General features: G+C 63.9%; 14 protein-coding genes and 1 tRNA gene. 7 read left to right on the top strand and 8 right to left on the bottom strand.

Going from position 1 to position 24,187, the window contains the following annotated elements; all coding sequences use genetic code 11:
- Positions 1–112 precede the first annotated feature (112 nt).
- Positions 113–6,817: a hypothetical protein gene (locus PT282_RS00620; RefSeq protein WP_277167666.1), complete on the bottom strand. Its 6,705-nt coding sequence runs from the start codon at positions 6,815–6,817 to the stop codon at positions 113–115.
- 466 nt (positions 6,818–7,283) lie between these two features.
- Between PT282_RS00620 and PT282_RS00615 the strand changes: the two genes are divergently transcribed.
- A complete protein-coding gene (locus tag PT282_RS00615) occupies positions 7,284–7,586 on the top strand; it encodes a hypothetical protein (protein ID WP_277167665.1) in 303 nt (100 codons plus the stop codon).
- 115 nt (positions 7,587–7,701) lie between these two features.
- Here PT282_RS00615 and PT282_RS00610 read toward each other — a convergent pair whose 3' ends face one another.
- The 4 genes from PT282_RS00610 to fbaA form a co-directional block, all read right to left on the bottom strand.
- Positions 7,702–8,469 (bottom strand): DUF3800 domain-containing protein, encoded by a 768-nt coding sequence (locus PT282_RS00610; protein WP_277167664.1) that lies wholly within the window; start codon positions 8,467–8,469, stop codon positions 7,702–7,704.
- Positions 8,470–8,496: 27 nt separating this feature from the next.
- Positions 8,497–10,146, bottom strand: a complete 1,650-nt coding sequence (locus PT282_RS00605) for a ClC family H(+)/Cl(-) exchange transporter (protein WP_277167663.1) — start codon at positions 10,144–10,146, stop codon at positions 8,497–8,499.
- Between the two features lie 208 nt (positions 10,147–10,354).
- Positions 10,355–11,656 (bottom strand): adenylosuccinate synthase, encoded by a 1,302-nt coding sequence (locus PT282_RS00600; RefSeq protein ID WP_277167662.1) that lies wholly within the window; start codon positions 11,654–11,656, stop codon positions 10,355–10,357.
- A gap of 466 nt (positions 11,657–12,122) precedes the next feature.
- Positions 12,123–13,214 carry a class II fructose-bisphosphate aldolase gene (gene fbaA / locus PT282_RS00595; RefSeq protein ID WP_277167661.1) on the bottom strand — a complete coding sequence of 364 codons (1,092 nt, stop codon included), beginning with the start codon at positions 13,212–13,214 and terminating at the stop codon, positions 12,123–12,125.
- Between the two features lie 9 nt (positions 13,215–13,223).
- Between fbaA and PT282_RS00590 the strand changes: the two genes are divergently transcribed.
- The gene (locus PT282_RS00590) at positions 13,224–13,400 is read left to right on the top strand and encodes a hypothetical protein (protein WP_277167660.1); all 177 of its coding nucleotides are present in this window, start codon (positions 13,224–13,226) and stop codon (positions 13,398–13,400) included.
- A gap of 108 nt (positions 13,401–13,508) precedes the next feature.
- Here PT282_RS00590 and PT282_RS00585 read toward each other — a convergent pair whose 3' ends face one another.
- Entirely contained in the window at positions 13,509–16,469 is a 2,961-nt protein-coding gene (locus PT282_RS00585) for an HAD-IC family P-type ATPase (RefSeq protein ID WP_277167659.1), read from the bottom strand.
- A 661-nt stretch (positions 16,470–17,130) separates the two neighbouring features.
- On the opposite strand from PT282_RS00585, the gene PT282_RS00580 reads away from it, so the two are divergent.
- On the top strand, positions 17,131–17,715 hold the full coding sequence (locus PT282_RS00580; RefSeq protein WP_277167657.1) for a hypothetical protein: 585 nt from the start codon (positions 17,131–17,133) through the stop codon (positions 17,713–17,715).
- A gap of 259 nt (positions 17,716–17,974) precedes the next feature.
- On the opposite strand, the gene PT282_RS00575 is transcribed toward PT282_RS00580, so the two are convergent.
- Positions 17,975–18,045 (bottom strand) — tRNA-Gly (locus PT282_RS00575).
- A 664-nt stretch (positions 18,046–18,709) separates the two neighbouring features.
- Here PT282_RS00575 and PT282_RS00570 point away from each other — a divergent pair.
- The 4 genes from PT282_RS00570 (at position 18,710) to PT282_RS00555 (ending at position 22,074) form a co-directional block, all read left to right on the top strand.
- A complete protein-coding gene (locus PT282_RS00570; protein WP_277167656.1) occupies positions 18,710–19,876 on the top strand; it encodes an ABC transporter ATP-binding protein in 1,167 nt (388 codons plus the stop codon).
- Positions 19,877–20,055: 179 nt separating this feature from the next.
- Positions 20,056–21,027 carry an ABC transporter permease gene (locus PT282_RS00565; protein WP_277167654.1) on the top strand — a complete coding sequence of 324 codons (972 nt, stop codon included), beginning with the start codon at positions 20,056–20,058 and terminating at the stop codon, positions 21,025–21,027.
- Positions 21,028–21,161: 134 nt separating this feature from the next.
- Complete coding sequence (locus tag PT282_RS00560; RefSeq protein ID WP_277167652.1) at positions 21,162–21,635, top strand: LytTR family DNA-binding domain-containing protein; 474 nt, start codon at positions 21,162–21,164, stop codon at positions 21,633–21,635.
- A 1-nt stretch (position 21,636) separates the two neighbouring features.
- Complete coding sequence (locus PT282_RS00555) at positions 21,637–22,074, top strand: DUF3021 domain-containing protein (protein WP_277167651.1); 438 nt, start codon at positions 21,637–21,639, stop codon at positions 22,072–22,074.
- 430 nt (positions 22,075–22,504) lie between these two features.
- Here the strand turns inward: PT282_RS00555 and PT282_RS00550 are convergent, their stop codons facing one another.
- Positions 22,505–23,962 (bottom strand): FAD-dependent oxidoreductase, encoded by a 1,458-nt coding sequence (locus PT282_RS00550; protein ID WP_277167650.1) that lies wholly within the window; start codon positions 23,960–23,962, stop codon positions 22,505–22,507.
- Between the last annotated feature and the right edge of the window lie 225 nt (positions 23,963–24,187).

The raw sequence follows: 24,187 nt of genomic DNA, 5'->3' as shown, positions 1-24,187 counted from the left end.
CGGCGGGCGGACCCGGGTCGCACAGCCGCTGTGGCCATGTTGCCGGATCCGCCCGCCGATCGGGGTGGCGGCCGCCTGCGCGAGACGACCACCTGACTCACCTATCGATCATCTAACCCCTGTTCTCGTGGCGCTTGCGGATAAACCACACCGCGCCGCCCGCCACCAGCAGGACGATGACCACCACCACGACCGCCGCGATGGCCGCGCCGGTGGAGCCCATGCGGCCCTTGCCGTTGCGGCTGTCGCTACCGTCGCCATTGCTCGGGCTCGGCGGGACGTAGGTGTTGGTGATGAGGGCGGACTGCGCGTCCACGACCTCGTTGGTCGGCTTGTTGTCACCGTCGAGCGTGTCGGGGCTCTCGATGCCCATGGTGTCGGAGTCGGAGGTGTTGCCATCGCCGTTGACCTCCACCACGCGCTTGACCTCGCCGAACTGGCCGGTATAGCCCTCTTCGGAGACCACGCAGGAGGTGGAACCGTTGCCGGAGGCGTCCACGCTCATCGGGATGCCCGAGATGCGGCCGGGAGCGTAGGTGCCATCACCCTTGCGGTTCAGGGCCACCAGGCCCTGCGAGCGGCCGCCGAAGGTCATGGGGTCACCGTCGGCGTCCTTACAGGAGACCGCGCCGTTGATCCTCGCCGGGGCATAGCCGGTGGCGCCCTCGACCTTCTTGGTGACCGATACCGAACCGGTGGCGATGCGCGTGCCGACCTTCTCGGTGGCCGTCGGCGACTGGGTGCCCGCCGCGTCCATATAGAGCAGGCCGAACTGGCTCCAGGCCTCCTGCGGGCCGGACGTCTGGTCGAGCGAGGCGAGGACCGAGGGATCGGTCTGCGCACGCGTGCCGACCGTGCCCTGGGGCACGTTCCTGGTGGTGTAGACCACGTCGGCGCTCTCGCCCGGATTCAGCACGCCGGCGGACGTGCCGGTGAAGTCGAGCGTGACGCGCAGGCCGGTGACCTGCGACCAGTCGGTGCCGGAGCTGGCGACGGTCCACGCATCCGCGGAGCACGCGGCGTTCGCCGGGGTGGCGCTGTTGCCGGGCAGGGTGTCCCACGTGCCCACGCACGCCTGCGCGGCGGTGGTGACCTCGATGATCTTGGTGGTGCCGTCGGGCGCGCCCACGACCTTCGGGGCCTTAGTGAGCTCCGGACGGTAGCCGGACCCGCGGTCGTTGCCGCTGGCCGCGATCATCTTGTCGTGGCTGGCGGGCAGCTGCTCGAAGAACTGTGCCTGCTTGAACGACGTGCTGCCGGCGTTGACCATGTGCAACGCCCAGTCATCGGTGCCGCCGACGGCCGTGTTGGCGCGGCAGGGAGCGCGGTAGTAGCTGTGACCATCGAGGCCCGTGAGCAGCGGGGCGCAGCTCTGCGCGGAGTCGATCGTGTTGACCGCGCCGGAGCGGGCGCCCTTCACGCCCTCGACGATGTAGATCTTCTCACCGGACTGCGTCTGCACGAAGGCGGTCGTCTTGGCGCCGATGGTGTTGGTGCCGGTGGCATCGAGCACCGGATCCACCAGCGCGCTCGTGCCCGCGACCGGGCCGGTGCCGTCGAGATGTTGCTCGGTGAGCACGGTGACGGGCAGGGTGAGGGGATTGCCGGCCACGGCGCCGGGTTCCACCTCGAGCCAGAGGCGGACCACGGCCCGCTCTCCCGGCTTCATGCGGTTCTTGCCCTGCTGCCAGGTGAAGGTCACCGTGTTGGCGGTGCCGTCGGAGGCGACGCTCGGCGCGGTGTTGAAGTCGCCCGAACCGGCGACCTCATCCACCTCGCCCGGGGTGAACGACGTCGGCGGCTGGCTACCGTCGTAGCCGCCCTGGCCGGTGTACATCAGGTGCGCCGGCACCTGCGCGGTCATCGTGGTGATGTTGATATAGCCGGTGCCGCTGTTGGCGATGGTGACGTCCCACGGCACGAGGTCGCCGACGCCCACATCGGGATTGGCGCCGTTGGCGACCTCGTTCAACGCGAGTTCGGCGGTGCCGAGGCTCCAGCGGATCTGCGCGGCGGTGTCGGCGTTGGCGGTCTGGTCCTCATTGCCGCCGCCGATCCTGCTTTCGGCCTCGGAAGAGGCGGCGTTCAACGTATCGCCCGGATAGGCGACCTCTTGCGAGCCGCCGCGGACCTGCTGGCGCTGGACCACCTTGTACTGCACCTGCGCGCTCCACGAGGGATCGGTCGACGAGGAGAAGAGCTTCAGCGCGCCGGTGGTGGCGCCAGGGTTGGTGAAGACGAACCGCAGGCCCTGGATCTGGCCATACTGCGCGGCCGGAACCGGCAGGTCATAGGTCGCCGGGGCAGTCACCGCGCCCTGGTCGGAACCGTCCTTCCACGCCATGGCACCGCCGGCGCCGAACGGGCCGTAGACGCCGATCTTCACCTTGGTGGCGCCGTCGGGGAAGGTGATGGACGCCAGGCCGGTGAAGTCGAAGTCCTTCCAGAACTCACCGGTCTTGGTGGCGCCCGTGGCACGCGACTGGCCGTCGGGCCAGCTGGTGAGCGTCACCTTGGTGGGCGAAAGCGTAGAGGCCACGCTGATGTCGGTGCTGTCCGCATTCATCGTCACCGTCTGCGGCGCCTGCGGATTGGCCTTGAGCACGTTGTTGGGATCGATGGACTCGCTGACCGAGGTCTTCAGCACGCCGGTCTTGTAGCTGACCGTCGAACGGACGAACTTACCGACGGGACCGCGCGTGTAGGTTGCCGGCGCATAGATCTGCGCGGTAGTGCGGGTCTCGTCCTCGGTGACCATGCCGGCGTGCCGCCCATCGGGGATGAACGGCTTGTTGGTGCTGCGCACGGCGGCGCGGGCACGCGTGGTCACCTTGATGTGGACCCAGTTGTCGTTGGTCAACGTGGCTCCGGTCACGTCGGGAGTAGGGCTCTGGAAGGTGACCGATACGCCGACCACATCCTTGAGCTGCGCCTCGGTCAACGCGTTGGCCGCGGCGGCGGTCATCGGCTCCGAACGGAAGGTGCCCTTGCCGTTGACGTAGTCGGTCGGGGTGTAGTGCAGGATGTAGACCACGGAATCGCCGAGCGAGACCTGGCCCGGGTCATCGGAGCTGAGCTCGATCTTGGTGATGTCCTGCCGGTTGAACATGTTCGGCGTCGAGTCGTCACTGTCGAGCTGGCCACTGGCCATGTCGGCGACCCTCGCCGAAGTGAACGGGTCCGACTTCGCCCCGGCCGCCGTGTTGGGCGTATAGCACCTGGGAAGGCTACCATCGGCGCACTCGGAGGGGACGGTCAGGCGCAGGTAGGAGGCACGGTTCGGGGCATCGTTACGGGCCTTGAAATCGTAGGACTGCGTCGGATACGTGGACGAGGCGCCATATGGCGGCACCACGATCGTCGATGTCGTCGGGTCGCCCTCCTTGACCACCGCGTCGAAGTCCTTGATATTGATGGAGCTGCCGTTCACCGCCTCATAGGCGAGGGTGTTCGGATGATTCACCGGGTCTTCGGCCACGAAGGAGTTGGCATGCAGGCTGACGCGCTGCGGCTGTGAATGCATGACATCGTTGCTCGGCGTCTTGCCGACCACCAGGCAGTCGGCGGCGCAATCCTTCCTGACGTTGCGGATCTTCCAGGTCGAGGCGAACTCGCGCTCGCCTACGGCCGAGGGAACGACGCTGCTATGCGCCTCGTCCGAACCGACCGCGGGGGTATAGGGCACGCCCGCGGCGAGATCGGCCGCGCGCCGGGCGACGTTCGGCTTCAGCGAATACTCGATGCCTGTCATCTTGCCGGCCTCGTCGTCGGAGAGCGTGTAGCCCTTGAAGCTGCCGTTCGCGGATTGCCATTGGCCGCTGCCATCCGTGGGATTAGCCACGACCCATTGGCGCGTCTCGGAATCGTAGAGACGGATCTTGGTGATGACGTCGTACTTCAGGTACCAGCCGTTGGTGTAGGCGGCGGCATCGGAAGCGTCAATCGGTTCGATGCTCTGCAGGTCGAACACCGTTCCCCACGCGTCGCTGCTCGCAGGCTCGTCCAGGTAGGGTCCGACGTCACCGGACTGCTTGAGCGTCACGTTCTTCATGTTCTGCTCGACGCCCCACTTCAGATGCGCGGTCGTCGTCCTGCCGGACTGCGAGGGAATGTCGTCCATAGCGGAGCCGGGATTGTTCGAATCCTCGGGATCGGTGAAATCGGCGGCAATCCAGTCGTTCACCTTATAGTAGTCCTCACCGGTGGTCGGCGGAACCTTCTTGTAGACGATGATCTTGGCCGTCTTGGGATTGGAGGGATCCGGGTCCGAGTCGACGGCGTTCGAGACGATCGGATTGGCTTGGTCATCATCAGTGAAGCCCTGCGCGTTGAGGCTGGTGGTGGTGCCATAGGTATAGGACGTCGGCTTCTGATCCTTGTTGTCGAGCACGTCGGTCGGACCGCTGCCGTCGCGCTTCTGCTCACGGGCGGTGAAGCACACATACTGCGAGACGGCGGTGGCTCCGCTGAACGGCGTGGCACCAGGTTCCGCTTCGAGTGTGAACCGGATACCCACCACATCGCTCGGCGTGGCACCAGGATGAGCGGCGCTCAGCTTGCTCACCAAATCCGCATTGGAAAGACTGTAGATATGGCTGTCCGGGGTCTCGGCGCTGGTGTCGAGCGTGACCCAGCTGCCGTCGACCTTCACCTCGACCTTCAGGCTGGTCTTCGAGGGAACCTGCGTGGACTGGATGGAGTTGATGTCGAAGGCGTTCCAGAAATCATCGCTGTCGTTCGCCGTGCCCTCCATGACATGGCCGGACGAATCGAGGCTCTTGGCGACCCACGAATCCTCCACGACCAGTTTCCTGGGCCGCAGGTAATCCGAACTCGTGCTCGTGTGCTCCTGCAACGCGACGACGGCCTTCTGCCCCATGGGAATCGCCGAGGTGGGGTTGACGGTCTTGTTGACCGTCACCCTCACCTGCGGCTTGACCAGGGTCATGGTCGCGGGTTCGGCGTCGGCGGCCTTGTTGGTGCCGTTGTGCGCGAAGACCTTGGCCGCGGGCTTGTCGGTGAACGCCTTGCTGGTCTGGCCGCTGGGGAAGCTGAAATCGTGCGGGCTCTTGACGGTGTAGCCGATGGTACTGCCGGCGCCCGCCGCAATCGGATTCGGGTTGGTGTCGGTCGGCGTCGAGGTGAAGATGACGTCGAAAGACTTGATCTTGCCGCTCGGCGCAGCCGGCACGGCCCCGCTGGCGAAGGTCACGGTCTGGTCGGCGCTGCCGTCGAGCATGTGATAGACGACCTTGCCGCCGCTCGCCCCATTGGGATAGGTGATGGCGTCGAAGCCGCCGAAGGTGATGTCGTTGTCGAAGAAGTCCTTGCCCGCCGAGACCTGCATCTTGTCGGCTGCACCGGTCGCGCCGTTGGTCACGATGAGGGTGGCCTTGGCCTTGTTGCCCGCGGGATGGCTGCCCGGGGCGAAGGACTCGCTGACGCTGACGTTCAGTTCGGCCGGGGAAAGCGTGACGGACGTGGGGTCGGAAGCCACGGAATCGCTGGCCTGCGCGCCCTTGGCGACACTGGACTGCGTGGTCGCGTTGACGGTGGTCGGGGTGGTGAGATTGGCGAACAACGCGTTGGTGGCGTCGTTGCGGTCGCTGGCACGCTGCTTGAGCTTGAGCGCGATATGGCCGCCGCCGGGAATCGTGGCGCCGGAATTCATCGCGCCCGTATAGACGAAGCGCAGGCCGCCGACCTTGGAGGCCGCCGTGACGCTTGCGGGCAAGGCGAACGTGTTGGCGGCCGTGCCCTTGACCCACTTCCACTTGCCGGTTCCGGCGTCCTTCACATAGGCGTCGACCTCGACCTTCGTGGCGCCGGCGGGCATCACCGTGGCCGTGCCGGGGAACCCGGCGAAATCGAAGTAACGGAACGGATTGGACTCACCGAGCTGCTGCGCGTTGTCGGCCGCGCCGGCGTCCTGCGGCACCTGGACGGTGAGCTTGTCGACCTTGACGTTGGAGCCGTTGGTGACGGTGAGGTTCAGGCCTTCGGCGCCACCGGCGTTATAGGGGCTCGTGGTCGGGTCGAAGGCCGCCGTGGAGGCGCCCTTGAGCAGGGTCTCCACGTCCATCGTGATTGGCGAAGTGCCATTGCACGGCTTGGAATTGGCGGCCGAAAGCGTGGACGAGTTGGCGATCGTGGCATGGGCGCGCGAATCGTCGGGCGAGAAATTCTCCGGCACCTTCAGCTTGAGGGTGACGGTGCCGGTCCTGTTGACGACCAGGCCGCTCTCGACGCCGTTGGCGGTCTCGAATTTCTGGCCGGGCGTGACCTCGAACGAGGTGGCGTTGCCGACCGTGGCCGGCTGGCTACCCAGAGCCGTTTCGCCTTCCTTCCACGCCACGGTGCCGCGCAGGTCGGAATCCACACGGAGATCGACGATCTGGAAGCCGTGCAGCTGCGCGGGCAGCGTGTCGGTGAGCTTGACATCCACGCAATTGCTTTCCGAGCATCTCAGGTCGAACTGATAGAGGAACACGTCGCCGGACTGCAGGGCGTTCGGGTCGGAGTGGCCGTCGCCGCTGACGGTCTGGGTGAGGCCGAGGTACTTGTATTGGGGCTCGGAAGGAGCGGGATCCCCGCCCTGGCCGGGCTGGCTTTCGCCGCCGCCACGGGTCTGGCTGGACTGGCCGGACTGACTGGTGCTCGCCGCCGGCTGGCTCTGCGCCGCATCGTCGGCGTTGGCCGTCACCACGCCACCCACGAGCAGCGTCGCGGTCGCCGCCGCCACGGCGGCCAGCCTCTTCAACTTGCGGGCAGGCTTGCGCGCCGAGCCACGGGCCTTGTCATCATCATCGCCCAACATAGAGAAACGCATTCTCCGGGTCCTTTCCCTCTCCACCTACACTTGCGCCGGAAGCCACACCATTCGAGACCACCCTGAACCACATCCGCGCGGAAACCACCGACCATGATGGTCACCGCTGCGGAAGCCGCAATTGCAAAAGTGTGATACCAATCATAGTCCATTTCGAGCGTCTTTATCCGGCGTGGCACGAAAAACCACGGAAATCCACAAGTCATTCTGGACGCGACCTTGTGGACACGGCCGTAGCAACCCTTGCACAGCCTTGGCATCCTAAAATCAAGCAAATAATATCAATTCGCCCAAATAATGGACACATCTGCGAAACCGCTTCCAAATACCACTCTTCCGATCCCGCAACTCCGACGCCGAACCATCCATTTACACTTTTTCGGAGATAAAAATGCGAATCGTTACATTTTTTTGGAGATAAAAATGTATTTTCTACACTTTTTTGGAGATAAAAATGCCGCAGACGCTGACCGCGAGCGGGCACACGCCTCGCTACTGGGTAAGCAAAAGCGACGCGGAGGTCGATTTCGTCGTCACGTTGGACGATGACGGTGCGGCGGACGCAAGCGGCGCGGCCAGCTCGGCGGGCTCGGCCACGCCCATCGAGGTCAAATCGTCCGGCAACGTGCGCTCACGCAGCCTTGGCGTCTACCGTGCCAAATACCAGCCGAGCCAGGCAATCCGCCTTTCGACCAAGAACTTCGGCGTCGATAACGACGTCACCAGCGTGCCCCTCTACGCGGCGTTCTGTTTATAGGGATACCAGCCAAAATGTGCGTCTACACCGTGTATCTGATGCATGATAACATAATAGATATGGATTGGGAGTTCCCGGTCGGCAAAGTCTCGATGAATAATCGAGACTTTGTTTTTTATAAGCTCCAGTGACTCGTTTCATGCTGCCAATACGGGAAAATTTTAATCCCATATCCAAGCATATTTCCAGTCGCGGAAACCCTGATCTTGGATTGCAGTATCCGCCAAGAACGATCCTTAGATTCTGGATGCAGATAATGATTCCCTATCGGCCTTGCAACCATATCCGCAAATTGGAGCCCCACACTGTTGGAAAATTTACTAGCGCACTCACAATCAAACATCTCTGGCATACCCTTACAACGAGTCTTATTCTTAATTCCTTGAATAGCCGCGAGTAGGGCTTTATCTTCCTTTTTGCCACGACTTTCAAAAATTATGGGAATCCGCAGTCCTCTCTGCCCACGTGCCTCCATTTCATAAAATACACGTTCCATGCCAAACTGCGTAGCAACATCATAAGGAGTTCTCGCCCATGTGCTCTTATAAGTTCGTTTATCAATGATTGTGGAAACGACATCGTATTGGGCATTCGTCATAATCTCATTTAATCGAGCAAAGAAAACCTCACGCTTATCTCCATCCATAAGAATCTCAAACGCGTTCTGACGTTTTCTCATTTCCCTCTCATGAAGAATAACAGTGTCCGAACCCCAAAAATCAAATTTCAATTCAGTGATAGCCGGAAGCACATAGTCAAGATAATGCCGTTTCTTGAATATGCAAAAAGCAAGAACGAAAATTGGATAATCCGAATCAGCATTCTTAAGGCTTTGGTCACCCGATTCATCAACGAATACGATATAATCTCCAAAATTATCCATATTCTAAAGGCTACACCAACATTCGGTTCACAAAGTGCTCTTGGAGTGGCCGCTGAGGTAGCGGGCCAGGAGGGCGTCGTAGATGGGGTCGGCGCCGCACAGGTCGGAGACCATCAGCGCGATGAAGCTGCACGCGGCCACCGGGAGCATGTGCATCAGGGTGCCGCTCATCTCCACGGTGAGCAGGATCGAGGTCATCGGCGCCTTGACCGAGGCGGTGAGTGTGCCGGCCATCGCACAGACGGCGAAGAGCGGGATGACGTCGGCGGGAACCAGCGGGCCGCCGTTGAACTCGACTGCGTGAAGCGCGACGCCACAGGCGGAACCGGCCAACGTGCCCACCGCGAGAATCGGCATGAAGATGCCACCGGGCACGCCGCTGCCGAAGCTCGTGGAAGTGAAGAGCATCTTGGCGGCGAGCAGGACCAGCAGCGCCGCCAGGCTCGTGCCGAGCGCGCCCGAGCGTTCCGCGAAACCGATGAGGCTTTCGCCGCCGCCCAGCACCTGCGGCAGGAAGACGCCGACCGGCAGAGCGACGGCCAGCGAGATCACCGGGCGGGCCCACCACGGCAGCTTGTTGAAGAGCGTCTGGGAGGCGAGCAGCAGCTTGCTCATCGCGACGCCGACCAGACCGGCGACGAGGCCGAGCGGGACCATCCACCAATATTGCGGCAGGCTCAGCTGCGCCAGGCGCGTGAAATCGAGCACCGGTTTCAGGCCGAACCAGTATTTCGAGACGATGTCGGCACCCATCGCGGCGGCCGCTGACGAGAGAAGGATGGCCGGCGAGAAGCTGTGGTGGACCTCCTCGAGCGCGAACATCATGCCGGAAAGCGGGGCGTTGAACGCGGCGGAAAGGCCGGCGGCGGCGCCAGCGGTGACGAGCACGTTCGTCTCGGCGGTTTTGGGGCCGCCCGCGCCCGCGCGGCCGTTGGAGCTGGCGCCGACGCTTTCTTTATGTCCAACTTGGCTGGCGGATTGTCCGACTTCGTTTCCGTCATCGTTTCCGCGCACATCATACGTATGCGAAACATCGCCGCCAGCAGCTCGGGCATCGAGACTCCCATCGGCATCGGAATCGACCGACCCCGCATCGGAAACTTTGACTCCAACTTTGCCACCGATTCCGTCATCAGCATCAGCGCCGACCGATTCGCCGTGGCCGGATACCATCGAACGGATCCGGCGAATGACGGATACCCTCGACTTCGGCGCACCGTCGGATTCCGACCCCTTGCGGAAACCCCTCATCGCCCGGGCGGCGCCCTGGCTGGCGGCGGCGCCGATCTGGACCGACGGGCCCTCGCGGCCGAGCGAAAGGCCGAACATACCGCAGAGCAGACCGCCCGCGAAACGGACGACAAGCACCACACCCGCTCGCATGTTCAGTCCGAGCCGCACCACGCCTTCGACCTGCGGAATGCCGCTGCCCGAGGCCATCGGCTCGAGTCGGACCAGCCACGCCACGAAGAGGCCGGCGAGCACGGCCGCCAGGGCCCACGGCGCGATCAGCCATGGATCGGCGCCGATCTGCGCATACATCCAGCGGGCGAAACGGGTGCCGTATTCGATGCCCTGGCGGTAGCAGGTGGCCAGGATGCCAGCGACCAGGCCGCAGACGACGGCGCGCGCGGCGACGAGCCATTTGCTGCGCCGCGATATGCCCACCGTCGCCATCTGCCGCCAGTCCTTTCCGACTATCTGACAGCCGCCTGCCAGCCGCCTGTCAATCTTCGCCCAATCGTTAAATTACGCCATAAACAAGCCACTGAGCATCCGTCAGCAGCCCAAAAATGGCGCAATTATAAGAACCCGCCATAAACGAGCCGCTCACTGCTCGCCAGCGGCCCATTTATGGCGGAATCAGATCATCGCATCCTCATGCTCAGTCGACGAGCGAGCGCACCTCGATGATGTGGTCGCGCTGCGGGCCGGTGCCGATGGCGGAGATGCGGCAGTTGGAGATCTCCTCGAGGCGCTTGACGTAGGCCTGGGTGTTGGCCGGCAGGTCTTCGAACCTGTGCACCTTCGAGATGTCCTCGGTCCAGCCGGGCATGGTCTCGTAGACGGGCTTGGCCTTGGCGAACGCCTCCTGGTCGATGGGCATGTCGTCGTAGCGGGTGTGGGTGCCGTCGCCGTTGTCGACGTCGTAGGCCACGCAGATCGGAATCTCGTTGAGGCCGGTGAGCACGTCAAGCTTGGTCAGGACGATGTCGGTCAAACCGTTGACCTGCGAGGCGTAACGGGTGACGACGGCGTCGAACCAGCCGCAGCGGCGCGGACGGCCGGTGGTCACGCCGAACTCGTGGCCCTGCGCGCGCAGCCATTCGCCGGAATCGTCCAGCAGCTCCGTGGGGAACGGGCCCTCGCCCACGCGGGTGACGTAGGCCTTGGCCACGCCGATGACGCGGTCGATCTTGGTGGGCCCGACGCCCGTGCCGGTGCAGGCGCCGCCGGCGGTCGGGTTGGAGGAGGTGACGAAGGGATAGGTGCCGTGGTCGATGTCGAGCATCGTGGCCTGGCCGCCTTCGAAGAGCACGGTCTTGCCCTCGGCGATCGCCTTGTTCAGGAGCAGCGAGGTGTTGGTGGCGTAGGGCTTCAGGCGTTCGCCGAGCTTCAGCAGCTCGTCGGTGGTCTCCTCGATGTCGATCGGACGGCGGTTGTAAAGCTTGACGAGCATCTGGTTCTTCTGGTGCAGGCTCGCCTCCACCTTGTCGCGCAGTCGGTCGGCGTCGAAGAGGTCGTGAACGCGGATGCCCACGCGGTTGATCTTGTCGGCGTAGGCCGGGCCGATGCCGCGGCCGGTGGTGCCGATCTTGTGCTTGCCGAGGAAGCGTTCGGTCACCTTGTCGATGACGCGATGGTAGGGCGCGATGACCTGCGCGGACTCGCTGACGCGCAGCTTGGAGCAGTCCACGCCGCGGGCCTCGAGGCCGTCGATCTCCTCGAAAAGCACCTCGGGGTCGACCACGACGCCGTTGCCGATGACCGGCGTGACGTGGGGGTTCACCACGCCGCTGGGCAGCAGGTGCAGCGCGTAGGTCTCGTCGCCGACGACGACGGTGTGGCCCGCGTTGTTGCCGCCGTTGAAGCGCGCGACGTAGTCGACTTTCGTGCCGATGAGGTCGGTCGCCTTACCTTTGCCCTCATCTCCCCATTGAGCACCAATCAGAACAATTCCAGGCATAGTAACCTCCCGAGATTCGCGTTATTTCGCCGTTATCAGCGTACCGTCACGCCTATACCGAAGTGAGGGCGGGCTTGGCGCCGACTTGCCGGACCGGTGGTCGACGGCATCCACCGCACCATTGTCCGCCATGCCCAGCCTTCCGAATCGTCACTGTGGAAAAACGTAATCTCATACGCCACCAGATTCTGTTTCCTCACTCATTCCCCTGTCACCGTGAAGAAACAGGACCTTGCCCACCGTCAGGACACGTTTCTCCACTCGTGTATGTCTTATTGCGGAGAAACCGGACCTTGTATGCCACCAGAACCCGTTTCTCCACTCGCATATGCCCTATTGTGGAGAAACAGGACCTTGTACGCCGCTAGGTCGCGTTTATCCATTGAACGCCCGATGCACCTACTTAATGCCCAAGGCAGCGATCCACGCAACGCGCATCAACCGCCGCACGGAGGCGGAAGCCGAACTACTTGAGGGCCTTGCCGGCGCTGCCAAGCTCGACGCAGGCCTCGACGACGCGCCTGGCCATGGCGTCCTCACCCTCGCGGCCCCACGAGCGCGGGTCGTAGTACTTCTTCTCGCCCACCTCGCCGTCGACTTTGAGCACGGAATCGTAATGGCGGAACATGTGGCCGGCGATGGCGCGGGTGAAGGCGTACTGCGTGTCGGTGTCGATGTTCATCTTCACCACGCCGTAGCGCACCGCCTCCGCGATCTCCTCGCGGGTGGAGCCGGAACCGCCGTGGAACACCAGCGCGAACGGCTTGTTGTCGGGGAAATCCGGGGCGCTGGCATTGTCGCCGTTGCCGGAAACCGAGCCGCCGCCCAGCGAACCGTCGCGCACGGCGTCCGCCACCTCGTGCTGGATCTCCTGCAGCAGCCTCGGGCGCAGCTTCACCACGCCGGGCTTGTAGGCGCCGTGCACGTTGCCGAAGGTGAACGCGGCCATGTAGGCACCGCGCTCGCCCAGCCCAAGCCTGCGCGCGACCTCGAGGCCGTCGGCGGGCGTGGAATAGAGCTTGGCGTCGACGCCGGCGCGGTGGCCGTCCTCCTCGCCACCGACCGCGCCGATCTCGATCTCGAGCACGGTGCGCGCCGCGGCGGAACGTTCCAGAAGCTTCGAGGCGATGTCAAGGTTCTCGCCCAGCGGCACCGTGGAGCCGTCCCACATATGCGACTGGAACGCCGGATCCTCGCCATGCGCCACCTGCTCGGCCTCGCGCACCAGCAGCGGGACCACCCAGCTGTCGAGGTACGGCTTGGCGCAATGGTCGGTGTGCAGCGCGATGGAGATATGGGGGTAGCGCGCCGCCACCTCGTGCGCGAAGGCGGCGAAGGCGAGCGAGCCGACCACGCGGTCGTTGACGCGGCTGCCGGAAAAATAGGAGGCGCCGCCGACCGACACCTGGATGATGCCGTCTGAATCTGCCTCGGCGAAGCCCTGCAGCGCGGCGTTGAGCGTCTGCGTGCTCGTCACGTTGATCGCGGGGTAGGCGTAACCGCCGCGTCGAGCCGAATCCAACATCTGCGCATAACGTTCCGGGGTAGCAATGGTCATGTCTCCATTATGAGTGCCACCATGACCGCGGGCGATTCCGGGGCCACTATTCGCATCGTTGCCGGCGAAGGCGTTGGCGACGGAATCGCCGGGACCTTCGGCACTGGCATGAATCGGCAAGGCATCAACGAAACCGAGGCTGACGGCATCGCCGACCACACCTCAGCACGGCCGAGGCCAAGATGACTGCGATACCAATACCAATTGCCAGTATCGCAACGGTCACCTTGGCCGAAACCGACGCGACTCGGGCACTCCTTATTGTCTACTTATTTATGCGACTACTGGATGCGGCTATTGGCCGTCGCGTTCCCTCAGCGCGGTGAGCGCCCAGAGGATCGAGACGACGTCGATGCCCTCCTGCATGAACGCGCCGACGACCACGGGAATGAGGTCGAACGCGGCGGCGACCATGCAGACCAGCGCCAGCCCGAGGCCGGTGACCACGGCCTGCAGCATGGTGCGCTTGGTCTGGCGGGCGATGGCGATGGCGCGTGGCACGTCGGCGATGTCGTCGTTCATGATGACCACCTGGGCGGTCTGCGAGGCGGCGGTGGAGGTGCCGTCGGTCATCGCGATGCCGATGTCGGCGGCCGCCAGAACCGGCGCGTCGTTGACGCCGTCGCCCACCATCACCGAGATCGGGCGCGGCCTGGGCTGGCCGGATAGCGCGTCGAGGAACGTCTCGACCTTCGCCGGACGCCGCAACGTCTCGTGCGAGGCCTCCTTGACCGCGGCGACCTTGTCTTGCGGCAGCAGGTCGGCGCGGACGTCGTCGATGCCCACCTCGGCGGCGATCACCTCGGCGGAATCGCGGGAGTCGCCGGTCACCATCGTCACCTCGTCGACCCCCATGGAACGCAGGCGCCGCAACGATTCGCGGGCGTTGCCGCGCGGCACGTCACGCAGCACGATGCGGGCGGCGAGAACGCCATCGACCGCCACATAAGCGGCCATCTCGTCGGCGGCGCGAGCCTTGAACCGCGAGGCCGGGAACAGTGCGTCGGCAGAATCGGCGGCAGAGACGTCGGTATCGCCCGCGGCCGCAGAACCGACACCATCGATCAGTCGAGCATCACCAGCCGCGGGCGCACTGGTCCGGTGCGCATCGATGCCGACGCCGTGACGGTGACCATTGCCGTCGGCCTTCTGCGAGCGCGTGGAGGCCAAATCGGAGGCGCCGGCGCCAACGCCCGCAACGTCATCGCTGTGGCCTTCCAGCGCATAGCCGAGCCGGCCCACGCGTACGGTATGGCCTTCAACCGTGCCCTGCACGCCGTTGCCGGCATTCTCGTCAACGTCCTTGACCACCGGGAAAGCCGTGTGGCCGTCGTGCAGCTTCTTCGACGCGGCGGCCCCGGCGGCGACGATGCCTTGCGCGAGGATATGGACCGAATACGTCTCCACGACCGCGGCCAGCTCCAGGATGGTGGCCTCGAGTCGCGCCGATGAGGCAGGTTCATGTGCGTCCGATTCCAGCCCCAGCGCTTCCGGCAGGCTCTCGCGCGCCCCGTCCGGCACGTCCACGCGCACGACCTGCGGCCGGGTGACCGTCAGCGTGCCCGTCTTGTCGAAGAAGACGTGCGAGACCTTGCCAAGATTCTCGAGCACCTCCTGCGTCTTGGCGAGGATGCCGGCCTTTGCGAGCCGCCCGGTGCCGGCCATGTAGGCCACCGGCGCGGCGATGAGCAGCGGGCAGGGCGTGGCCAGCACGAGCACCTGCGCGAAGCGTTCCGGGGTGCCGGAAACGACCCATGCGGCGATGCCGATGATCAGGGAGATGATCGTGAAGGGCACGGCGAGCACGTCGGCGGTCTTGACCACCGGCGCGCGCGAGGACCGCGCGGAATCGACGAGCTGCATGGTGCGCTGGTACTGCGAGTCGCCGGCCAGCTGCGTGGCGCGAATCATCACCATGGTGGAGCCGTTGACCGCTCCCGACATGACGCGGGCGCCGGCGAACACGGTGCGCGGCAGGGGCTCGCCGTTGATGGCGCTCAGGTCGAGCGTGGCCGTGCCACTCAGCAGCTTGCCGTCCACCGGCACCGTCTCGCCGGGCAGCACCACCAACACGTCGCCGAGCCTCACCTGGTCGACGGGGACAGTGTGGAAATGCGCGTCGCGCGAGGCCTGGGGCTCCATGGTTCGCGAGGCCTGCGAGGCCCTGGCCAACGAGCCACCGACGAAGGTGTGGCGGCCCAACGAACCGGCGCGAAGCGGGCTTGCCTTGCGCGACCTCTTTTGATTCCGGGAATCGGCACCGTTATTCCCGACGCCGTGCGCACCGCCGTCCCTGGCCACCGAGGCGAGCTCGCAGGTGCAGTCGTCGGCGTCGACCATGCAGAGGTTATCGCCCAGAGCGCGCGCGTCCGCACGAGGCAGGGTCGGCGGCAGCGTTGCGCGGAAGCCGTCGGCCAGGCGCTTGTCGGTACCGGCGAACAGCAATGCGAGCCGCGCTTCGCCGGAGGCGTTGGAGGCATTAGAGGTATTGGAATCGTTGGAAGCCCCGGAAGCATTGAAGGCATCGGAAGCCTCGGAATCATCTGCATCATTGAGGGTATCCGAATCATCGAAACCGTCGGAACCGCCGGAACCGTCAGGGTTGCTCGGAACACCAGAGGTATTCGAAACGTCAAGGTTGGCTGGCCTATCGGAGAAATCGGCATTCCCAGATTTTTCGCCTGCGTCATTGCCACCATGAGTATTGCTTTCGTCTTCGTCGCGGCGGGCATGGCTTGCCTCATCATCACCGCCATCGGAGGCCTCGGCGCTTCCAGCGGCTTGCACGGTATCGCCGAATTCTCCAGCCCGCACGCCCGGCAGGTCCGAGACGTGCGCCATCTGCGGGGCGGCGGCGACCAGCGCGCTCAGGTTGCCCTCGGCCTTGGTCTGCGCGAACCGCTCGATGGCCTCCCCCGACCAGATCATGAGCACCACGGCCCAGGCGGCCCAGTATTCCTGCACCCACAGCGTGGAAAGCAGCGCCAGTATCGCAAGCACATCGATGCCGACGTGGCCCTCCTTGAGCGAGGCGACCATGCCCCTGATCGAGTCGATGACGGAATAAGCGACCAGCAGCACCACGACGATCTGGCCGACCGACGGGTCCAGCGGCCACGGTGATTCGCTCCAGCTGCCCAAGGGGTTCCAAGGGCGATAGTTCCATAGCAACGCCACCGGCAGCACGGCCACGATGGTGATGGGAAGCATAGGTACCTGGCGACATAGCCCGGCGATTTTTGCGATGACCCGCATGATTCTCCTTGCGCGTGTAGATGCCGGGCCACACAAGATGCGCGGCCAAGCAAGTGGTCACGCCTTGTTAACCCACCGGCGACACAGGCCACCGATACACGGCGTAAAGATACGTTGATAGTTTATCTCTCGGCATGCTGAAAAGCAAGGGGCAAATCACGTTCGGCTGCAGCGACGGAAAGGGCCGGACGCTACGCGTTCATGCGCCGATACGGCATGAAAGCACAGGGAGCATATCACGTTTTACGCTTTTAGCGTATTTTATAACATGACATATTGTTCGAAAAAAGAAAAGTCCACAGCCCGTAAAAACCACGAAACCGTAAAACCAAAGGGCAAAAACACAAAGAAACCACCTACGGGCATCAAGCGATGGACAAAAACATGGCATTTTCATCGTCAAGCGCCTGAAAACACTTGCTTTCAAACGATATATGTCGTAATTAACCGACGAAAAAGCGCAAAAGACGGCAATGTTGACACTCGAAGGGTAAAGGCCACGGCTCCCCTTCAAAAGCGGGCGAAACCCCGCCCGAAGCGCGCCGCACGTCGACACACAATCAACGCAAAAACACGTTAGTATTGCAACATATTTACTTTTCGTGGCTTTGCGTCGGCTAAAGACCGCGCGGCCACGGTGGTTTGACATGTGGGGAGAACAATGAAGGAAGTCATCAAGGCACTCGCCGCCGCGTTCGCGGGCCTGGCCATGCTGGCGACACCGGCATTCTCATCGGCCAGCGCGGCCGAGCAACCCTACTTCGGGGGCGCCGCGCAAGCCACGCAGGTCGCCAAGGCGGCACAGATCGCACCGGCCGTGCAGACGCAGGGCACGGAAGGCGACAGCGCGCAGCCCGGCGATGTGGACTCGGATGCGGACACGAACACGGGCACTCCGGACAACACGACCAACGGCAGCGACGGCCAGACCCAGACGCCGGCCCCAAGCCCCGCGCCATCACCGGCCCCGGATCCGCAGACCGGCGACCAGAAGCTGGAGCGGCCCGATTCGCGCAACGACAGCTGCACGGTCTCCACTTCCCGGAACCAATCGGTGGAGCTCACGACCGACAGCTGCACCGGCCTGCAGGCCGTGAGCGAGGCGAAGACGCCGGTCAGGGGCATTCTCCCGCTGTGCGGATTCCTGCTGCTGCTCGTCGCCATCGTGTGCGCGTTCATGATCATGGGCAACAGGAACGATTCCATGTCTCCCTGCCACCACGCCCTAGGCCCCGATCGCCTCTGAGACAGGCGACCGACCAATCCGCGAAATGCGGTATTGACGCAAAGACCCATCCACGACAATCGCCGAAGGATGGGTCTTTTTCATGTCTCCGCACGACGGTCAATCGGTAATGGACGAGCGGACAATCAGTAAAGTCAAAGGCAGTTACCAAGCGACAGCCGCATATGACGTATCGACCACGTGGCGATTTTCTTGCTTCGTTCCCATATCTAAAACATCGGAAAGCAAGAGTTCGAACGGATTAATCAGGATTGGAAAGAGCGGATGACGGGAGTCGAACCCGCCTCTGAAGCTTGGGAAGCTTCCATTCTACCGATGAACTACATCCGCAGCACAGCGCCCGCATTCGCAAGCGCACGCAAGTGAAGAGTCTAGCACACAGCCGCGAGCGCGCCCGTTCGGCGCAAACCCCAAGCGGCACCAACCGACTCGCCACAACCTGCCAACAGCAAGTCACGGCTTCTCCAGCCGATGCACCACGACTTTCCCAGCCAACGCGCCATGGCTTCCCAGCCGATGCGTCACGTTCCTAGCCGATGCGCCACGGATCCTCAACTGGCCCGCCACTGCCTTCCAATCGACGATGCGATGAAAATCAGGGAAACGGGCCGAAAACCCTGAGTTTGCTCGCATCCTCAATCTGGCATGCGATGAAACTCAGCAAAACCGTGCGGAGCCCTAATGTTCATCGCATGGTCGACCAAAGCAACCGCCACTGTGCCGCTTCCGGTCGCCGCCGCTCCAACTACAAGCGCGTCACCGCCAGTCGCCATCTTCTCAATCGCAAACACATTATCATCAGTCGCTGCCTCCCAACCGCAAGCGCGCCGCCTCCGGTCATCGGCGACATTCGACCGGTTGCCGGCCGGCCCGCACCGGTTGTCGACCTCGGCTTTCTCGCCGGCGCGGACGGCGGCACAATCGAGTCATCGGCAAGCCTGCGGCAACGGGCTTGCGCCAGAACAATCCGACACCAGTACGAAGGACGACAACCATGCCGACATTGCTCCATGCCAGTCACCTGATGAAATTCTATGGAAGCCACGAAGCCGTCCACGACGTCTCGCTCGACATAGAGCGCGGGTCGCTGACCGCCGTCATCGGCCACAACGGCGCGGGCAAATCCACCACGATATCGATGCTCATCGGCATCGCCGAACCGGACGCCGGGTCGATCGAATTCCCCGACATTGCGCGCGACAACGGTCACGGTCACGTCCTCCGCCGCGGCCACAGCGACGGCCACACCCGCAGACCCGCCATCGGCGTCGTGTTCCAGCAGAGCGTGCTCGATCCGCTGCTCACCGCCCGCGAGAACCTCGAGACCCGGGCACGGCTCTACCGGGGCCTGCCGCGGCATCGCGTCGACGAGGTCATCGAGCTCGTGAGCGCCAAGGACTTCGCCGGCCAGCGCTACGGATCGCTTTCGGGCGGGCAGCGCCGGTCGGTCGACATCGCGCGGGCGCTCATCAACGATCCCGACCTGCTCGTGCTCGACGAGCCGACCACCGGGCTCGACATCGGCACCCGCAACGCGCTCTGGTCGCTGATGAACCGGCTGCGCGGCGAGAACGGGCTCTCGATCCTGCTCACCACCCACTACCTCGAGGAGGCCGAGCACGCCGGGCAGGTCTATCTGATCGACCACGGGCGCATCAAGGCCTCCGGTTCGGCGGAGGAACTCATCGGCAGATACGCCGATTACCAGCTCAATCTCACGCTCAGGCCCGGCACTGGGCAGGAGGCCGCGAGCGCCATCCGCCGGCACCTTGCCGAACGTGGTGACGGCCGATTGGCGGCGGAGCAGATGCGCGATATGGATTCCGGCGCCATGCGTCACGCCGCCATCCCCGGCACGGCAATCGATGCCGCGTGCGCCTCCGCTCCCAGCATGGCAGCCACTAAGAACGGCACCGTGGATTCCGGCGATTCCAGCGATTTCGATCGTTCCAATGATTCCTCGGCGACCGTGGTTCCAACGCTCGCCGCGAACGTCCCCACACCGGGCACCGGCAATACCACCGACCTCAGCCATATCAATCTCTCGCTGCCGGACGCCGACGCATGCCTTGGCGTCATCGACGCGGCGCGGCCGTTCGTCGCCGATTTCGAGTGCCGGCCGGGGACGATGAACGACGTTTTCCTTGAGCTAACAAAATAGGCGACTCACATTTTTTGAGGCTCGCCAAAAAAAGTGAGTCAAACGCACATCATCGAACATCTGCTCAGAGCTAAAACCCGCGGAATTCCAACGATTTCCGCCATCACGAAAAATTCCCACGACTCACATTTTTTCGAGCGCCTCAAAAAATGTGAGCCACCATCAAGTAAAGGACCCTTATGCTCGCCCTATCGCAGCGAAATCTCAGACTCTTCTTCCGCAACCACGCCCACGCGTTCCTCTCCCTGCTGGGCGCGCTCATCGCCTTCGGCCTCTACGTCGTCTTCCTGCGCCAGACCGTCAGCGGCAGCTGGGGCGGCAGCGGCCTCGACGCCGGCACCGTCAACACCCTGCTCGACAACTGGCTGATGGGCGGCGTGCTGTCGATCACCGGGCTCACCACGCCGCTGGCGATGATGGGCCAGATGGTCGGCGACCGCGAGAACGGCCTCGACGTGGACTTCCGCATGGCTCTCCACTCGCGCTGGCGCATCGTGGCCGGCTACCTGCTGAGCAGCGTCATCGTCGGGTTCGCGATGCAAATCGTGGTCTTCGCCGTCATGCTGGCCTACTTCGTCCCCGTCGACCGCATCAGCGTGCCGCTCGGCGACCCCGCGACCGACCTCGGCCTGCTGGCGATGATGGCGCTCAACGCCACCGTCAGCTCGGTGCTCTCCTACGCCATCGTCGCCGGCATCCGCTCGCAAAGCGCCAACACCGCCCTCAACACCCTCATCGGCACGGCCGCGGGTTTCCTCGCCGGCGTCTACCTGCCCGTCAGCGCGATGCCGGAGTTCGCTCGACGCCTCATCCAGCTCTGGCCGGGCGCCTACACGTCCTCGCTCTTCCGCCGCCTGCTGATGGACGGGGCCATGGACTCGGCCTTCGCGGCCCCGCTCCCCCACGCCGGAGCGGTCGCCACGCGATTCCGCGGCGACATGGGCATCGGCTATACGCTGCCCCACGCCTCCCAGCCGACTTCGGCGCCCGAGGAGATCGCGCTGCTGGTCACCACCACCGTGCTGATCGCGGTGGCCATCTGGGCCGCCCGCATGCTCGCGCGCAGCGTCTCAGCCCTGGGCTTCCACCGGCACCGTGCCGTTACCGCCGCCATCCGGGTGGACAAGACAAGTGCGGCGAGCGCACGATGAGTACACCATCGACTGGGAAATCCACAGCGGCGAGCGTCCGACGGGCATGATTGCCGCCGCCGGCGCTCCCGTGGCCGGCGATACAATCGAGACGACCAGACGGGCAAAACAAGCGCGGAAAGGAGGCGCGAGGCATGAGGATCACGTTCCGGGCGAATCCCGAACTTGAGGACGGCGAGATCAATATCGTCGTCGAGGCGGCGGCGCCCACCGCTGACGCTATCGGCGTGATGAAAGCCGCGGAAACCCTGGGCCGGCGCGCCTCCCAGACCATCTCCATCGACACCGGCGACCGCCTCGAGATCGTGCGCAAGAACGCCGTCATCGCCGTCGAGGTGCACGGCAACTCGCTGGTCGTCCGCCTCGCCGCCTCAGCCGGGTCGCCGGCCCATTCCCTGGTCACCAAAGACCGGTTGCAGCGTTTCCTCGAGTCGCTGCCATCGTCCGATTTCATGCAAATCTCGAAGCAGGTCGCCATCAACCTCCGCCACCTGCAATCGCTGGAGGCCAGCTATTCCGGCAACATGACCGCCAAACTCACCGGTGGCGTCGACGAGACCGTGAGCCGCCGATACGTCGCCGGGCTGAAGCAAGCGTTAGGAGTATGAGATGAGCCAGCACGAATTTCCCGTTGTCAACGCAGAGCGCGGCGGCGAACCGACCCGACCGTCCGGGCTCCTGCGGGCCGTCATCCGCAACGCGGTCGTCGGCCTTGGGCTCGGCTCCTTCTTCTTCCTGCTCGTGGAGGCGGTCTCGCCGGGCTGGATTCCCGTCACCACGATGAGCGTCGCCACCTTCTTCGTGATGACCGCGCTGATCGGCGAACTCACCTTCCTGCTGGGCAACGGCCGCCTGCCCAACTACATCGCCCACTGCGCGCTGACGTTCGCCCTCGTCGTCATCTGGATCCTGGCCAATGGCTGGAATGTCTCGATGCCCGTGGTGTTCGTGGTGTTCGTCGCCATCTACGCCGCGATCTGGGTGCTCATCATCGCCCGCAACAAGTTCGACGCCCGCAAAATCAACGAAAAATTGGTGCGGCGATAAACCCTGGCTTACATTTTTTGGCGAGCCCGAAAAAATGTAAGCCAAACGCACGTAATCGAACATTCGCCATGGGCTAAAAACCGCGGAATTCCAACGTATTTTTGCTCTACCACGATTTTTCGCCGCTTACATTTTTGGGCCGACTCCAAAAAATGTAAGGCTGCACTTCAACATAGAACCAAATAAAGGTTGCGATGAGAATCAAGAGAATGGGACAGAAACCCTGAGTTTGCTCGCATGCTCAATTGAACATGCGAGCAAACTCAGCAAAATGTATACGAAGCCCTGATTTTCATCGCATTGCCGGGATTCCACTACCCAAACATGGGTCAAACATGCGAAACGGCGCCGAGCCCCGAACGGGAACTCAGCGCCGTCAAGCGTCAGGCACCAACCGCCTTACACCAGCGGCGTGAGCCTTCGCCCCGCCTCAGCCGAGCGCGAGGCTGCGCATCTGGTCGGGATCGATGACCTTCTTGTGCTCGCGGCCTTCCTTGGCGCCCTCGGCACGTTCGTAGGCGTCGACCTTCTTCCAGCCGGCGAAGTCGATGGGCTTCACGCCGCGCGAGGCGAGCAGCCGGTCGATGGATTCGGGATCGCGGTCGGTGGCCACGCAGCCGCCCTTGCCGTCGGCGGCGAAGTCCTGCAGCATGTTGCCGACGATCAGCAGCGCGTCGGACTTGGTGGAGCCGATGAGCCCCACCGGGCCGCGCTTGGCCCAGCCGGTGGCGTAGAGCCGCGGGCGAACGGTGCTCTTGCCGGTCTCGGCGGTGAGCGCGGGCTCGGCGAGGATGCGCCCCTCCTCGTTGGCCAGCACGCTGCGCTGCTCGTCGTAGGCCACGCCCGGCACGCTCGCCGGCTTGTAGCCGATGGCGTGGTAGACGGCCCCGACGGGATAGTCGGTGAATTCGCCGGTGTGGCGCATCACGCCGTCGGCGCCGGTCTCGGTGCGCTCCACGTGCAGGCCGGTCACCTTGCCATCGGCCCCCAGCACCTCGCTGGGCGCGGAGTTGAAGTGCATGATGTATTTCTTCGGAGCGGGATTACCCTCGAAGTCGACGCCGCCGTCGTCCTCCATGTCCTCGGCCATCTCGCGGATGGCGAAGAGCTCCTCGACCATCTGGCGGGTGAGCTTGTCCTTGCCGGCCTGCTCGATCGTGTCCTCGTCGAGGTCGAAATCATCCTCGTCGATGACGATCTGCACGCCCGGCAGCTTCTCGAGCTCTCGCAGCTCCTGCACACTGAACTTGGCCTGGGCCACGCCGCGGCGAATGAAGAGGTGCAGCTCGCGCGCCTTGTTGGCCTTGATGCCCTCGTAGACGTTGTCGGGGATATCGGTGCGGCCCTTGAGGTCGTCGGCGTCGCGCATCAGTTCGCGCGCCACATCCATCGCCACGTTGCCGCCACCGATCACCGCCACCTTCTCGGCGTCGAGCGGCCAGGTGCGCGCGCCGGTCGGATAGCCGTCGTACCATTCCACGAACCGCGCCGCGCCGTGCACGCCGTCGAGGTCCGCGCCGGGGATGGTCAGCGGCCGGTCGGCCACCGCGCCCGTGGCGAAAAGCACCGCGTCGTAGCGTGGCATCAGGTCGTCGAGCGTCAAATCCTGGCCGAATTCCACGTCGCAGTAAAGGTGGATGTCGGGGTTGTCGAGCGTCTTCTCGAGCGCATCGGCGATGTATTTGATGGCCGGATGGTCGGGGGCGACGCCGTAGCGCACCAGGCCGAACGGCACCGGCAGCTTCTCGAAAAGGTCGATGCGCGCCTTGGTCGGCAGGCCGAGCTCCTCGCCGGTCTTCTTGAGCTGGCGAAGGAAAATATCGGAGGAATAGACGCCCGCGGGGCCCGCGCCCACGACGGCGATACGCAGTTCATTGTCGTTACTCATATGCCTAGGTTATCGCACCCGGGCCATCGCGCGAAAGGATTTTGACGAAACGTAAGGAAACATACTATTTGCGGTTACCTGCGAGGCCAACCACGCAACCGACCGTCCACGACGCCGCTCCTGCATAAGCGAACGAGGGCGGTCACGGCTTCACGCCGCAATCCGCCCTCGCTTGTTTCATCGACCGTTCAGACCTGGCCAGATTCACCGATATTCAGGCCAGAC

Source organism: Bifidobacterium sp. ESL0763, assembly GCF_029433395.1.
Lineage (GTDB): Bacteria > Actinomycetota > Actinomycetes > Actinomycetales > Bifidobacteriaceae > Bifidobacterium.
This window is presented reverse-complemented; position numbering and strand designations above follow the sequence as displayed.